This window comes from Acidiplasma aeolicum, from assembly GCF_001402945.1.
Taxonomy (GTDB): Archaea; Thermoplasmatota; Thermoplasmata; order Thermoplasmatales; family Thermoplasmataceae; genus Acidiplasma; species Acidiplasma aeolicum.
In genome coordinates this window covers 1-13993 of the sequence record NZ_LKBG01000178.1, presented here as the reverse complement: position 1 = coordinate 13993, position 13993 = coordinate 1, and the positions used below count along the sequence as shown (strand labels likewise).

The window sequence follows — 13993 nt, the reverse complement described above, 5'->3', positions numbered from 1 at the left end:
TATTATAGATTCTATAGAATCACCGGAACCATGAATCCATCTGGTCTGTGGAAGATCGCGTCTCATCTTTGTATAAACACCATAAATATACAATGATTTAACATTTATTTCCACATAATCATAAATGGTGTTAATGTTTATTATGATATCCGGGTCCTTTGAATAGGTTTTTCCTGTAATATTTTCCATATATTTACCGAATTCCCTGTTAAATTCCTTCTTAATACTTTCGCCCTTTTTACCAAATTTTTCTTGAATTTGATTTTCTCTTTCCAAAATTTCCGGATCAAATTTTGACCCCACTAAAAAAGAATTGTATTCATATCCAGAAAGCCTATCCAAAACTATTTTTAGATATTTATCAAACTGATCAAATATGCCATTGCATATGTAGCAGGATGTTTTTTCCTGCATGCTTCCGATAAGTGCATTATAGGCAAATAAAAGACTTTCGCCCCTCTCTTTATTGGTTAACCCTGTTCCAATGCCTGCGAATATCCTGCCAGTGCATCTTGTGCAAAGATTAAAACTAAATAATTCTTCAAGATTCATAAAAATACTTAAAAAAATATATTAAAAATTTATCTGGCCTTAACAATCTTTTCAGTGTTTGGCCTATCCTTTATAAACACCCTTGAACCGCATTCACATTCTATATCGGCGGTCCCGAAAGATTTTTCAAGCGGTCTTCCGCATCTAACACATTTATACATGGCTATTTATCTCCTTTATTACTTCACTGCTGTATTCTGGTGTGTATGACCCACCAGCAAATTTATAACCACAGTGCCTGCATTCCCATATACCATTTGCAACCCTCTTAACCTTGTTTTGCTTGCAGGATGGGCATGTGTAATAGCTTGTTTTTTGTTTATAAACCTTATTCCATTCCTTTCTTATTGTAACACCGTACCTTGGCCCAAATCTGCCTGAGGCCCCAACCTTTACTGTGTGTTTTGTCATTTATAATCACCTTAAATATTTCTCCCTAATCTTACTACCTATATCACTTGATGTTTTTATAGCTTTCCTAATTTCATCAAGTGAGAATTCTCCAACATCACCCTTTTGCATGGCGTGTATATGATTGTCCTCTGCCATTGTTACAGTTATTCTGCCATTAGAAACCTGTTCCTCCTCAAGATCTGGGTCGCATACAAGTTCATCTCCAATTTTTGCCATGGTTACAGATACGGGCAGTGCATTTACAGGAAGTTTAAAGTCCTCACCGCCATATTTTGATGCTGGCACAATGGCGTTTTTTAAAGCGGATACCGCAGCAAGCGTGCATGCATCAATAATATTTCCATCGTAATTGAGAACATCTATATCAATATATACCATCCATACCTTTTCACCGGGTTCTATTACGAGCTTGGATGTGTCAATAACGTTGCTCTCCCTTATACCACGATCAACAACCCTTGAATATTCTATTGCCTGCTCACTTGGAGGGCCAGACTCAAATGTTGGAAATGCCATTGGGAGTAGCTCTATGTTGAGGGCCATTACACCACTTTCAGGAGAGTCCGGAAATGGGGTGCCTTCCTCTATTTTTATTCCCGCAACAACCTTTGTTTTACCAAGTTCCACCATGGCTGAACCACAGGCCTTTGGAATAAAATTCTCTGTAATTTTTATTTCCCTAAAGTCTGTTAAGGATCTGCCATCTATTCTTTTACCCTTTTTTATGCTATCCAGTATGAAACCTTTTTTAATTTCAGAAATTACCGCATTTGAATCCATGGGCATTTTTACTCACCATCCTCTATTGAATACTTGCTCATCAGGGCATCACGCTGAATCTTTGATATATCCTTCATGGCATTCATCATCATTGATGTCGCCTGATCAAATTCCTCCTCAGACACATCACCGTCTATCTGAAGTAAAACAACCTTGCCTGTTCTTGGGAGAATTGCCATTGGTATATCAGCCTGACCGTAGTTATCCTCGTCCTTTGAAAGGTCAAGAACAACCCTGCCATCAGCCTTCCCGGCAGTGCAGCCAACAACGAGATCCCTCATTGGAACTCCAGCATCGGCAACAGCAACAGATGATGCTGTCAAACTTGCTATTCTTGTGCCTGCATCAGCCTCAAGAACCTCGATAAAAACATCAATTTCAACTCTTGGGAGTTTTTCAAGTATTATTGCTGATGAAAGTGCCTCTGAAACAACCTTGGATATTTCCATTGTTCTTCTATCCGGGCCAGGCCTTTTTCTCTCCTCAACACTAAATCCGGCCATATTGTACCGTGCCTTGACTATTGCCCTGTCCATATTCTGGGTATGCTTTGGATAGGCCTCCCTAACATATACTGCCACTATAATCTTATTTGCACCCCACTCAATAAATGCTGACCCATCAGCCTTTTCTATAACACCGGTTTGAATTTTAATCGGGCGCATTTCATTAAAAGCCCTACCATCAAGTCTCAGACCATCATCGTTAATAAGCTTAATATTGCCTTCCATTTTAATTTTCACCCTTTAACTTTTTAAAATATTCTGCCATTCTGTCTGTTAAGCCAATTGTATGTGCTTCCTTTTCAACTATTTTTATGGCATTTATTGCCATATTAACGTTTTCTATATCTCCATCTATCCATATAAAACCATTCTGGCCAACTATTATTTTTGTGTTTGTTTCATTTTTTATAAGATTGATCATGTTTCCTCCCTTACCAATTACACGCGGTACCTTTGGGGGTTTAACCGCAATAATCTGGCCCGTTTCAAGTTTTTTCATGCCAGGTTCCTTCATGCTTACCCAGCTTTCCCTGATTTCATTTGACTGCGATATCTTGGCATAAATAAAATCACCAACATTCAGGTATCTTTCAAGGTCTCCGGCATTTACGTGCCATGGGGTATCGTTTATATGCAGTAGCGAATAATACGGAGAATTTATATCAACAGTCCACATGGTTGGCCCAATATCCATTATTTTACCTATTATCTTATCATTAACCCTTGGAAGATACGGGCTATTAAATGGTGCTATGTCGACAAATTTATCCCCGCGCTGTATCACTCCAAAATATTCTGAAAAATATTCAGAATTAGATTCATAAAGTCCATTTCTGGGCTTTAAATCATTTAGCTCAATTTTATCACCAGGATATACGATTTCTTTAGTTTCCAAACATTTCACCCTTACATTCAGCTCAATATTTATTTTTATATTAAATTATAAATTGCTATATAAAACATTTTTTATTTCCAATAAATTTATAAATCATTTTAAAAGTTTTACCTCCGCCTCACCATGTGCCTTCTTATTGATAAGATCCATTAAATCCCCCTGAAGACCTGCTGAGATTTCAATGATGCACATGTATTCCCCGGCATTTGACCATTCCTCCTTTAATATGTTACCAAATTTTGATATATCCCCATAGAGTTTTCCATATGCATCACCGGCCAGTTTTATACCAAGTCTAACCTTTTCTATTCTTATTGGTATTAAAACCCTTATGGCCTTTAAAACTGTCTGGACCTGCTCCTCGACGCTTTTAAATGGATCTATTCTAACCTTTGCCTCTTCCATTGCCTCCTCAATTCTTATTGCAGGTATTGGTGTATTTGTTTGTGGATTTATGGCCTCACGAACAATTTCATTGATAACCTGTTTTTTCTTCCTTTCAAGCATTTCCTTTCTCTGCTCTGTTGTAAGCTGTATCTGGCCTCGCCTTACTATTTCTATTGCTATCTGACCTATATCTGTGGTCTTAAAAACTTCCTTTAAAATTTCTTCATTTGACCTATCACCCTTTTTTGCATCCTTAAAAACCTCTGGTATTGCAAGGTCATTTTCTATGTCTATTTTCCCTGACCTAATTTTTCCAGCAGCATCTGGATCGACAAGAATTTCAAATTTATAACCGTGAGATTCAAATCTTGCTATAACTGCATCATCTATACTGACCATAAAACTTAATTATATCTATAAATAAATAATTATAGATTGTTCCATTTTAATTAAAAAAAGTCATAATCATATATTACCATCACAGAGGCATTTTTTTCATGAGATCTTGCCATATTTATTATTTTCTTTGCATACAAAAGGTTATCGGCAAAACATATGGCAAGACCTGCTGATCTGCCCTTAAATGTAAAGAAGATATTATTTTTTAATAAAGGTTCAATAAGATCAAAATTTTCTGAAAAAATTGCGAAAACAGTTATATCAGTTTTAGAAATGTCAATAACAGGTATAACAGAAATTATTGATTTCTTAATTAAATTTTCAATATACTTTTTAATCCTTTTGGCAGGCAGAGCTAGCTGTGAGGCAAGATCGTTATATGAGATCCTTGGATTGCTTTTGAGAGATTCTATAATTGCCAGTTCATTGCCTGAAACTGTGATGTTTATGTTCTGCTCTGGAATGTATTCCATTGCCTTAGGGCCAATTTTTTCTGATGCAGCATCTATACTGGCTCTTAATTCATCCAGTGTTTTTCCCTGAAAGCCGTAAAGTGATATTTCTTCCAGACACAGTATTTTGGCAAATATGCCTGTTTCTATTATATTTAAACCAGAGAATGCAGCAAATCCACTTTTTATATTATATATCCTCTTATCAACATAAAGGGCAAATTTTTTTATAATGTTATTGGCCTGAAACTTATTTAACCTGTACTGTAAGGATTGCGGGGAAATCCCAAGATTTTTTGAAATTTGCCTCAATGTAGATCTGCCATCTCCCAGAAGGCTTGTCAGTATCCTTTTGTCTATTTCATCCATTTTAACCGGTATCCGTTTTTAATTTAAAATTTTTGGCGAAATAATGATAGAGTAAATTAAATTATAAAGGTTCTATTTATACATGTATTATAAAAATACTTTTAATAAACACTTTTATATCCATAATAAATAGGTATATCATGGAGAAAATTGAGATAAAAAATCCCGGCCAGCATTATGTAAATAATTTCATACTATATGACGCGCTTGGAGGGCCAGTTATAAATGAAAATTTATGGAAGCTCAGGATAGATGGTATTGTTAAAAAACCCATGGAATATACATATAATGAACTTAATTCCATGAAAAACATAGAATACATATCTGATTTTAATTGTGTTACAAAATGGTCTGTAAAAGATGTTAAATGGACAGGACCGTCCCTAAGAGACCTTATATTAAAATCAGAACCTGAGGAGGATGCTGAATGGGTCATGTTTATATGTGCCGATGGCTATGATACCCCTGTGCCTTATGACGATGCAATAGATGAAAAAAGCATAATAGCTTTAAAAATGAATGATAAGCCTCTGGCCATCGAGCATGGATTTCCAGCAAGACCGTTTATACCCTCATTATATGGATGGAAGAGTGCCAAATGGCTTACAGAGATAAAAATAATGAGGGATTATGAGGATGGATACTGGGAGTCATATGGTTATCATGAACGTGGTAAAATAGAAGATGAGGAGAGATTTAAGGGATTTGCGTGGAGAAAAATAAAAAGGAAATCAAAGATAGACAGATAAAAATTTTATTAATTTTAGGTTAATTTTACGGTGCAATTGCAGATTATTACTTTAAAATTAACTCTATTGGTGCATGGTCTGACCCCATAACATTTTCCAGTATTAGTGAGTCATTAACATTTTTTATAAAATCTTTTGAGACAACAAAATAGTCTATTCTCCATCCTATATTTTTTTCTCTTGCATTAAATCTATACGACCACCATGAGTAATGATTTGGCTCCTTATGAAAATATCTGTATGTATCTATATATCCATGATTAAGAAATTCCGTCATAAAATCCCTTTCCTGCTGCGTAAATCCAGCATTATTTTGGTTGTCTTTAGGTCGGGCTATATCTATCTCCTCATGCGCTACATTAAAATCACCAGTGATTATAACCCCCTTTTTTGATTTTAAATCATCACAGTATTTTAGAATTTCATGATCGAATTCAATCTTATAATCAAGTCTGGTAAGACCGTGCTGGGAGTTTGGAAAGTATGAATTTATTAGATAATAATCATCGAAATTAAATGTTTGAACCCGACCCTCTGAGTCAAAATCCTTATTTCCGATTCCTGCCACATAGTCTAATGGTTCAGTTTTGGTCAAAGCCATGGTACCGCTGTATCCCTTTTTCTGTGCAGGGTTAATATATACCTTATAATCAAGATGATATATCTCCTCAGGAACAGACATATTATCCACCTTTGTTTCCTGAAAAAGTATTATATCGGTATTTTCCTTTTTTAAAAAATCTATTATACCATTTTTCACAGCAGCCCTTAGGCCATTCACATTCCATGATAAAATTTTCATGATAGTTTAAGCAATATACATATAAAAGTTTATTTTTTAGAGTAATATATAGAAAATAATCTATGATAATACCTTAATAAATATTAGATATAAACTTATAATGAAAAAAAGCATATTAATAATAGGCCTTATTATACTGATCATTAGTCTCGCCATGTATGGCGTGGATATTCATGATAAAAATAACACAACATATACCCTGAAATCATTGGGAAATGGAATTTATGAATCTAAGGAGATAAGCTTTAAATCTTCTGATATTCTCACAGTAAAAAATCCAACGTCAAACTCGGGGCTTATACCTGCATCTGATGCTGGCAAGGTAACAAATATAACAACACTGAATGAATTTAAAATTGGAAGCACCACCAGTTTTGGAATAATAAAAGAATATTCTAAAATACCTTCAGGCAATTACATATTTATAGAAATTACAGGTGGAAAAGTTTTTACAACATACACATTTGGTTCATATTCCTATTTAATAGATATTGCATATTTGGGATATGCCAGTACAGTTGGCATTATTATAGGTGTTTTAACAATTGCTGCTGGGGCCCTGATAGATTCTCCTTTATGGACCAGAAGACATATTAATTAATTTTTTTAAATTTAACTTTAAAGCGTGAAGTCTCCTTTCCTGATGGAGTAGATGAAGGCGTAAAGTTTTATGGTATATTAAATTACATAAAAAAGGTAGGCACGGACTGTACCGAATTTATGCCAGTGTAGCGATGTTTCATACATGATGGGGCAAGCTTTTCAATGGTATCGGGAATCCATATACTTTAACTTTGTGAGGATGTCGCCAAATCTGTGTTAAAAAATAATGCATTTTGATATTAAGACAAGGCTCTGGATGAAGCATACACAAGTTTTTTAGCTTTAATTGAATATAATGTCTGTTTTCGTATATTTTTGCTTTTATCATTTGATTTCCAGCTATCAAATATTATAATATATAAATTACAATGTAACCTATTAACATCTTCCCAGCATATATTGATTGTAGTTTATTCCATTATTCATGAAGTTAGAGGGTATTTACATAGAGTTAATTTCAGTCAGATAAGATATAATTCTACAAATTAATATACCAGAAATAAGATTGGGAATTCTACAATGTTGATGAATTTCTGAAATTACAAAATTGACAAATATTCAATGAAAAATTAACATTTAAAATATTTCATAACCCATAAAAGATGTAGCTTATTTAAATGAATCAAGACCACAGTTAAGATGTTATACCTCAATAAACAATACAGATATATGATTTAAAAAATTTATTATATCATAAATTAAACATGTTATAAGATTAAAAAAATAAATATTTATTTTTATATGAATGGAATCATTATAACTATCAATAATATTAGCATATACATATTGGAAAAACCAAAGGCGCTTCTAAAGTATTTTCTGTCATAATTTCTCATGAAGGGCCTGATTACATAGGCAAGGAGTATAACATCCATTATTACTGCCATGGGGAAGTACAGATAACCAACATGTATGTAACTGATAAAGAAGGGTATAAGAGAATAGGTGATCAGAATAATGGTATTAATCATTATCCAAAATGCGGTTTTTTTAATTCCTACTCTGGCGGGCAACATTGGTATGTTGTTTTCTTTATAATCATCTATGTTATTTACAGATAGATTCCAGAAGTGTGTGGGAGTCCACATAAATACGAGAAACGCTATGAATAGGGATGTTATTGATACAGAGTCTGTTAAGGATGCCCAGCCGGCAAGTGCTGGAAAGCTTCCTGCTATACCACCAATTACTATATTCCATGAGGTGCGTCTTTTTAGGACTATGGTGTAAAGCACGACATAGCTAAGAAAACCACCAAATATAAAGATCATTGTTAGGAAATTAAGAAGAAAATATGAAAGCACCAGGGATATAACAATCATAATGGATGCAAAGAATATCATTCTATTGCGTGTATTTTCATTTACTATCTTTGAGCGCGATCTCGTTCTTTTCATTTTTATATCTATATCTATATCATAAATATTATTGAACAAACTTGCAGACATAGAGGCAAGTGTCCCACTTATTACCAGTATTAATAATAGAAATGGATATTTATTACCACCAGGTACTGCCAGAAATGCTGCTATTGCAACCATGTCTATAAGCATCGTAATTTCAAGCTTGGTAATTTTCATAAAGTTTTTCAGTTTAGACATTTTTAATCACCTGATACACATAACCGTTAAAAATAAAATAAAAAAATAATTTAATCTCCAGCAGATGGTGGTGTTGGAGTTGCACCATATAGTGTTGGCCCGTATGAGTATGTTACGCCATTGTATACAAATGTTTCATTCATTTCACCAGGTTTCTGCTGGCTCTCCCACGTTTTCCACTGGCTGTATGGTAATACAAATGCAGGTCCCCTCATATGAGCATGCCCAAGACCACATAACTCAACGCACTCGAAATGATAAAGGCCTGGTGTTGTAATATTTGTCCATATGTAGTTATAATGCCCAGGGAAGGCATCAACCTTTGTTACATTTATTAGATAGAACGAGTGCATGACATCAACGCTGGTCACATTAAATTGAATTGGTGTGTTAGCAGGCAGTACAGCAAAGTGCCTTGTGGATGAACCATTTGGATATATGAATATCCACTGCCACTGATAACCCACAACGTCTATATCAAGGTAATGATGATTATCGGTTGGAGCACTTGGTGCAGCCCCGGCAACCCTTATACCGTATGCAGGTGGTAAGTCATATACCAGCAGTGATATTAAAACAATCACCACAAAGAGAACGAAGACCTTAAATATTGTTTTATTCCCACGTTCTATGTTTTCTATTCTTCCAGGTCTCATATCCTCATCAGGGTTATAAGGGGCATTTTCGTCAAATTCCTCATGCCTTTTCCAGCTCTTAAGGAACACATAGATATACCAGAAGGCGAATCCTGCACCTATAACTATGCCGGGGATTATATAAGCAAGATATATTGATGTTATTTCTGCCCCGGTAATTGATCCTTTGGGAATGAGCTGGTATGCGTTTGGCAATATATTTAGTATATTAAACATTTTTCACACCTCATTTTATTGTATAGTATGGTACAGTAACATTTGAACTAACTATCACATATACATACATTCCTGCCTCTGCATGGGTGGTTAATCCACACACTATCCAGTAATTACCGGCCTGTGTATCATTCCACCATATTGATTTGGAATGTGCAACATTTCCATACCAAATTGGGAGTATTGTACCAGTACTGTTAATGACCTTCTTCACATGGGCGGATGTATGGGCCCATATAGGTCCTCTCTTCCACTGTGACGGATACGGAAGTTCAATCTTTAATGTATGCGGTTTAACCTCATAATTGGTCATTTTAGCATGTATATCAGCATTTGCTGGTAAGTATATGGTCATTGCACCATAGGATGTACCGTTAAAGTTGTATGGATATGCATCAGGATAACCATTACCCTGCCCCCATGCAGCCAGTGAGAGATTGACCACCTCAACTTTTTTACCATTTACCGTTGTATTATAGTATGGTAAATCTTTATGGTTTACAGGGCCCTGATCTGACATCACTGTATTCATTGGGTGGTATGCAAATGCGGTTATACCCATAGCAGCAATTAATATAATGGCCACAATAAGTGCGGCCACAGCTGCCTTTTGTATTGGCTTCATGAAAACCACCTGCCCATGAACACATTAATAAATAGCCATAGTGAAAACCATATGGCTATTATTATAACAACCAAGGCATATGGATTCTTCCATATGCTGTACTCCTTCCAATCAAAGTCATCATCGGACAGATGCAGTTCCTCATCCGAGATTTCATTTGAATATGTATGTTTTTCAGCAGTAACATTTTCAGCCTTTTGCCCTAATATATTATCATTTTTTATATTTTCAGTCATTTTATATCACCTCATGCTATAAACGCTATGGTTGTGAATACACTTGTAAGGAATACAAATGCCACAAACCACATTAGTATATCTGCGCTTGTAGCCACCCTTCCCCAAAGGAATTTTTTACTCTTGCTGACACTTATGATATACTTTATCATAACGGCTATAACACCTAATGAGAATGTTACGTCCATTAATGATATTAACCAGAACATTGATGTAACCGGATTTGTTCCGGTGGCTGCAAGTGCCAGCACGCTGTTTGCATTCATTGTTTCAAGTGAAATTATTGCTGTGATAAGGTATATTATTGCAAATATTACCCCAATTGTCATATAAGTTGATGATGCTGATGCCTTTTTATTTATTGCACCACGGAGTGCGAAGTATGCGAATAAAGCTGCTATGCCTATTGTTATTATTGATATTACATTATATACTGTTGCCATGGCAGGGAAGAAGAAGGTTGTGGGATCGTTTCCCTCAACATATGGTGAGATGGTCTGCAGTTTTAACCATTCCACGGTTCCATAGAATGTTGCCATCCATATCATATCTCCTGCAAGGAATATAAGCATTCCAAGCCTCATGTTGTTGAATCCCTTTGTAACAGGGTCTTTCTTATACATAGGCGGTACGTTTGGAGACCTTAGTTTGTAGTCATCGTACATCCAGCCAATACCTCCCCATGCAAATAAGCCTAAAGCAACTGCCACTATTGCAAAGCCTATGTATGCGAAATAGGATCCAAATGCGTATGGCTTATAGCCCATTAATGCAACAACTGTTCCAAAGAAGGCAAGTGTCACACCACCTGCAATAAGCATGGGTCTTGAGGATAACTCAACCTTACTTGGTTTTATTGGTTTTGTTTCATCCAATAAAAGATCCCTGTTATCTGCGCCACCAACATATGGCTCATAATCAAAGTTATAATATTTTGGAGGTGTTGTGGTAAACCAGACGAATCCAGCCGTGGCCTTATATGGGTTATTTTCTGTAACCCTTTTTCCATATTTAAGTGACCATGCAAAGTTGGCAAACATTATAAGGAATGATAGCCCAAATATGAATGCCCCTATTGTTGATATCTCATTAAATATGGTATATCCAAACCCAGACTGATATGTATATACCCTTCTTGGCAGATCATAAAGGAAGAACATTGGGAAGTAGAGGATATTGACACCGGGATATGCAAACGCCCAATGAAGCCTGCCCAGCTTTTCGCTGTACATTCTTCCTGTGAATTTTGGGAAGTAATAGTAAAGATTGCCCATAAGGGCCATAACAGCAACACCAACCATGAAATAGTGGAAATGGGCCACCACATAATAATCACCATGGACTATTGTATCAATGGCTAATGATGATTGGGTAACCCCTGTAACCCCACCAATCATAAATGATGTTGATGCGGCAAGGGCAAATAATACAGGAGTCTGGAACTTGTGTTTTGCACCCAGTAATGTTGCTATAATTCCAACTATCATCATTCCTGTTGGTATGGATATTGATTCAGTGAATATACTTGTGGCCATTAGCCATGCAAATACTATACCTGTCATGAATGTGTGATGCAGGAAAACCATTACACCATCAACTGATATTGCTCCCATTGCTGCTATCATCCATTTTTTAAGATATGGTGCTTTATGGCCAAGATTTGATAAATAATCAAACATGGCCCCTGTTCCGGGTAAGAGTAATAAATATACCTCAGGGTGCCCAAAGTACCAGAACAGGTTCTCCCACATTAATGCTCCTCCATAGGTGGATATAAATCCGGATAAACCTAAAACGTTGGAAACTACAAGTATAAAGAACAGGGCTGTTATTTCAGGGAATATAAACCAGGATATGGCCGCCACCCAGAATACTGCCCAGACAAATAGCGGCATATTCATCATTCTTAATCCTCTGGCCCTTGCCTTAAATACAGTTGCAATAATTTCTGTTGATGCTATTATGGTACCAAGACCTCTTACCACCACTGCAGCTGCGGCAGTATCAGCTCCCAGATAAGGGGTGAATTTAAATGATGATAATGGCTGATAAACTGTCCATCCCGTATCAAGGTTACCGCCTGGCATAAAAAAGCCGATCCATAGAAGTATGCCGCTGAAAAGGTAAAGCCAGTACCCAAGTGCATTTATTCTGGGGTATATCATATCCCTGGAACCTATTGCCAGAGGTATTAAATAAATACCAAAACCAGTCCCAAGTGGTCCAAGGAACCATATAAGCATTGTTAATCCGTGTATTGTGACAAGCTGGTTGTACTGTAATGCATCAAGAAAACGGCCTGAGAAGAGACTGTACTTGACAAGATCATATCTTGGTATTGCCAGCTGAAGTCTCATAAGTAAGGCCAACACACCGCCACCAATAAAGAAAACCAGTGATGTCAGTATGTATAAAAGTCCAATCTGTTTATGGTTAGTTGTAAAAATCCAGCCTTTCACAGAATTATAAATCTTGTTGTTATATTCATATTCTGCTTCGCTTGCGCTATCCATGTGTTGTATATTTTTTATCTAATTATAAAATTAATTATAGAATATATTCACGTAATTAGATATTCTTTTATAATTCAAATAAAAAATATGAAATGCTATGTGAAAATATCAAAATAATATGATTTTTTAAATTTAATAATTCTTTTCGTAATATTATATTCAAAAACATATTCTAATAGTTATATTTAGTCTCAATATTCAGCAAAGTATAAATAACATCTTTAAATTAAATTTCAATGGAACCAGATGGCGATAAACCTAAAATAAATAGAAAAATGCTTGTTTTCTTCATTGTTTTTTTAATAGTCATTGTAGCATTATCCATAGATTTTGATCTCCATTACAATCCAACAGAGGAAAATATTAAAATAGACAATTACTGCCAGATTTCCACAAAAAATCTGGTTGGCGGGGGTTCAATAAACGTTTATTTTATCACGTGGAACGGAAGCCCAAATGGAGCATCAAGTTCATGGGCATATTACAGTCTTATTGGTAGTACTAAGAATTACACATATGTTAACTCATCATCATCATATATTTATAATAATACACCAGGTGTAATATTTACAAACTCAGAATATAATTTCACATTAAATGGAAGAATGATTCACTTCATACCAATTTATTTGTATAAAGAAAATTTAACAGGGCAAAACCTAATAAATGAGGGACTTAATGAAATTAAAGCAAAAGTCCCATCAAATGTATATAATGATATAAAAATATACACAACTGAGGTCCTCATATCTGGAACAGATTCTACAAGCGCCAATTTAAGTGCAGGTAATGGCATACCAGCACATATAAACACTGTTAGCATTATAACTGGACCTGGAGGAGCATATATATTCAATGGTGCACTAATATCACCAAGTGCACTTAGTAATGAAACTCCAGAAAAGGTAATGCAGAATATTAAAGACCCAACAATAACACAGGCAGTTGCTGGTTTAAAAAATTATATTGAAAAGGTAGAATAAACTTATGCATTATTTTTATTTTTAAATTTCAGTACCAGAAGGGCAACAACAAATGCAATACCAACTGCCAGTAGAAAGTAATCCACATCATAGCTTAATGCATAAAATCCTCCTATAACAGATGATGCACCAAGAACAGTTTTAAGATTTTTCCCGGCATTTACACCATTTTGTGAACTTTTTTTAAATATTTTTAATCCTACCATAATTAACAATATTTTTAAATTATATATAAATTTTATGATTATTTATTGT

The 13993-nt window shown here is 35.2% G+C and carries 17 protein-coding genes and 1 pseudogene; 3 read left to right on the top strand and 15 right to left on the bottom strand.

From position 1 onward, the window contains the following. The 8 genes and pseudogenes from AOG54_RS04240 to AOG54_RS04205 form a co-directional block, all read right to left on the bottom strand. Positions 1-552 (bottom strand): annotated as a pseudogene (locus AOG54_RS04240) (THUMP domain-containing protein); the annotation flags it as partial. 29 nt (positions 553-581) lie between these two features. Next, positions 582-713, bottom strand: coding sequence for a DNA-directed RNA polymerase subunit P (locus AOG54_RS04235; protein WP_048101934.1), 132 nt, complete (start codon positions 711-713; stop codon positions 582-584). Next, positions 706-963, bottom strand: a complete 258-nt coding sequence (locus AOG54_RS04230; protein ID WP_048101935.1) for a 50S ribosomal protein L37ae — start codon at positions 961-963, stop codon at positions 706-708. Before AOG54_RS04230 ends, AOG54_RS04235 begins: the two co-directional genes overlap by 8 nt. A gap of 6 nt (positions 964-969) precedes the next feature. Continuing rightward, complete coding sequence (gene rrp42, locus AOG54_RS04225; protein ID WP_048101936.1) at positions 970-1752, bottom strand: exosome complex protein Rrp42; 783 nt, start codon at positions 1750-1752, stop codon at positions 970-972. 2 nt (positions 1753-1754) lie between these two features. Next, positions 1755-2489 carry an exosome complex exonuclease Rrp41 gene (rrp41, locus tag AOG54_RS04220; RefSeq protein WP_048101937.1) on the bottom strand — a complete coding sequence of 245 codons (735 nt, stop codon included), beginning with the start codon at positions 2487-2489 and terminating at the stop codon, positions 1755-1757. Beyond that, positions 2479-3156: an exosome complex RNA-binding protein Rrp4 gene (rrp4, locus tag AOG54_RS04215; protein WP_231563434.1), complete on the bottom strand. Its 678-nt coding sequence runs from the start codon at positions 3154-3156 to the stop codon at positions 2479-2481. Before rrp4 ends, rrp41 begins: the two co-directional genes overlap by 11 nt. A gap of 84 nt (positions 3157-3240) precedes the next feature. Next, positions 3241-3933, bottom strand: a complete 693-nt coding sequence (locus AOG54_RS04210) for a ribosome assembly factor SBDS (RefSeq protein WP_048101939.1) — start codon at positions 3931-3933, stop codon at positions 3241-3243. Between the two features lie 50 nt (positions 3934-3983). Further along, positions 3984-4754, bottom strand: coding sequence for a winged helix-turn-helix transcriptional regulator (locus AOG54_RS04205; RefSeq protein WP_055032469.1), 771 nt, complete (start codon positions 4752-4754; stop codon positions 3984-3986). A gap of 140 nt (positions 4755-4894) precedes the next feature. Here AOG54_RS04205 and AOG54_RS04200 point away from each other — a divergent pair, with 140 nt between their 5' ends. Further along, positions 4895-5503, top strand: a complete 609-nt coding sequence (locus AOG54_RS04200) for a sulfite oxidase-like oxidoreductase (protein ID WP_054964521.1) — start codon at positions 4895-4897, stop codon at positions 5501-5503. Between the two features lie 46 nt (positions 5504-5549). Here the strand turns inward: AOG54_RS04200 and AOG54_RS04195 are convergent, their stop codons facing one another. Further along, a complete protein-coding gene (locus AOG54_RS04195; protein WP_055032468.1) occupies positions 5550-6305 on the bottom strand; it encodes an exodeoxyribonuclease III in 756 nt (251 codons plus the stop codon). A gap of 100 nt (positions 6306-6405) precedes the next feature. Here AOG54_RS04195 and AOG54_RS04190 point away from each other — a divergent pair, with 100 nt between their 5' ends. Next, positions 6406-6906 (top strand): hypothetical protein, encoded by a 501-nt coding sequence (locus AOG54_RS04190; protein ID WP_048101943.1) that lies wholly within the window; start codon positions 6406-6408, stop codon positions 6904-6906. Positions 6907-7645: 739 nt separating this feature from the next. Here the strand turns inward: AOG54_RS04190 and cyoE are convergent. The 5 genes from cyoE to AOG54_RS04165 are packed head-to-tail and all read right to left on the bottom strand — an operon-like array spanning position 7646 to position 12755. Then, positions 7646-8509 carry a heme o synthase gene (cyoE, locus tag AOG54_RS04185; RefSeq protein ID WP_048101945.1) on the bottom strand — a complete coding sequence of 288 codons (864 nt, stop codon included), beginning with the start codon at positions 8507-8509 and terminating at the stop codon, positions 7646-7648. A 50-nt stretch (positions 8510-8559) separates the two neighbouring features. Then, positions 8560-9381, bottom strand: coding sequence for a cytochrome-c oxidase (locus AOG54_RS04180; RefSeq protein ID WP_048101946.1), 822 nt, complete (start codon positions 9379-9381; stop codon positions 8560-8562). 10 nt (positions 9382-9391) lie between these two features. Next, positions 9392-10006: a sulfocyanin gene (locus AOG54_RS04175; RefSeq protein ID WP_054964016.1), complete on the bottom strand. Its 615-nt coding sequence runs from the start codon at positions 10004-10006 to the stop codon at positions 9392-9394. Continuing rightward, positions 10003-10242, bottom strand: coding sequence for a hypothetical protein (locus AOG54_RS04170; RefSeq protein WP_048101948.1), 240 nt, complete (start codon positions 10240-10242; stop codon positions 10003-10005). The genes AOG54_RS04175 and AOG54_RS04170 overlap by 4 nt, the downstream gene beginning before the upstream one ends. A gap of 11 nt (positions 10243-10253) precedes the next feature. Then, a complete protein-coding gene (locus AOG54_RS04165) occupies positions 10254-12755 on the bottom strand; it encodes a cytochrome c oxidase subunit I (protein WP_054964015.1) in 2502 nt (833 codons plus the stop codon). A 236-nt stretch (positions 12756-12991) separates the two neighbouring features. Here AOG54_RS04165 and AOG54_RS04160 point away from each other — a divergent pair, with 236 nt between their 5' ends. Further along, the gene (locus tag AOG54_RS04160) at positions 12992-13738 is read left to right on the top strand and encodes a DUF929 family protein (protein WP_048101950.1); all 747 of its coding nucleotides are present in this window, start codon (positions 12992-12994) and stop codon (positions 13736-13738) included. Between the two features lie 2 nt (positions 13739-13740). Here AOG54_RS04160 and AOG54_RS04155 read toward each other — a convergent pair whose 3' ends face one another. After that, positions 13741-13944 (bottom strand): hypothetical protein, encoded by a 204-nt coding sequence (locus tag AOG54_RS04155; protein WP_048101951.1) that lies wholly within the window; start codon positions 13942-13944, stop codon positions 13741-13743. Positions 13945-13993 lie beyond the last annotated feature (49 nt).

What these genes read in the sequence shown, in the direction of transcription:
- cyoE (WP_048101945.1), bottom strand. Translation starts at nt 8,509, where the DNA reads ATGTCTAAACTGAAAAACTTTATGAAAATTACCAAGCTTGAAATTACG.
- AOG54_RS04175 (WP_054964016.1), bottom strand. Translation starts at nt 10,006, where the DNA reads ATGAAGCCAATACAAAAGGCAGCTGTGGCCGCACTTATTGTGGCCATT.
- AOG54_RS04195 (WP_055032468.1), bottom strand. Translation starts at nt 6,305, where the DNA reads ATGAAAATTTTATCATGGAATGTGAATGGCCTAAGGGCTGCTGTGAAA.
- AOG54_RS04165 (WP_054964015.1), bottom strand. Translation starts at nt 12,755, where the DNA reads ATGGATAGCGCAAGCGAAGCAGAATATGAATATAACAACAAGATTTAT.
- AOG54_RS04170 (WP_048101948.1), bottom strand. Translation starts at nt 10,242, where the DNA reads ATGACTGAAAATATAAAAAATGATAATATATTAGGGCAAAAGGCTGAA.
- AOG54_RS04200 (WP_054964521.1), top strand. Translation starts at nt 4,895, where the DNA reads ATGGAGAAAATTGAGATAAAAAATCCCGGCCAGCATTATGTAAATAAT.
- AOG54_RS04155 (WP_048101951.1), bottom strand. Translation starts at nt 13,944, where the DNA reads ATGGTAGGATTAAAAATATTTAAAAAAAGTTCACAAAATGGTGTAAAT.
- AOG54_RS04235 (WP_048101934.1), bottom strand. Translation starts at nt 713, where the DNA reads ATGTATAAATGTGTTAGATGCGGAAGACCGCTTGAAAAATCTTTCGGG.
- AOG54_RS04190 (WP_048101943.1), top strand. Translation starts at nt 6,406, where the DNA reads ATGAAAAAAAGCATATTAATAATAGGCCTTATTATACTGATCATTAGT.
- AOG54_RS04205 (WP_055032469.1), bottom strand. Translation starts at nt 4,754, where the DNA reads ATGGATGAAATAGACAAAAGGATACTGACAAGCCTTCTGGGAGATGGC.
- AOG54_RS04160 (WP_048101950.1), top strand. Translation starts at nt 12,992, where the DNA reads ATGGAACCAGATGGCGATAAACCTAAAATAAATAGAAAAATGCTTGTT.
- AOG54_RS04210 (WP_048101939.1), bottom strand. Translation starts at nt 3,933, where the DNA reads ATGGTCAGTATAGATGATGCAGTTATAGCAAGATTTGAATCTCACGGT.
- rrp42 (WP_048101936.1), bottom strand. Translation starts at nt 1,752, where the DNA reads ATGCCCATGGATTCAAATGCGGTAATTTCTGAAATTAAAAAAGGTTTC.
- AOG54_RS04180 (WP_048101946.1), bottom strand. Translation starts at nt 9,381, where the DNA reads ATGTTTAATATACTAAATATATTGCCAAACGCATACCAGCTCATTCCC.
- AOG54_RS04230 (WP_048101935.1), bottom strand. Translation starts at nt 963, where the DNA reads ATGACAAAACACACAGTAAAGGTTGGGGCCTCAGGCAGATTTGGGCCA.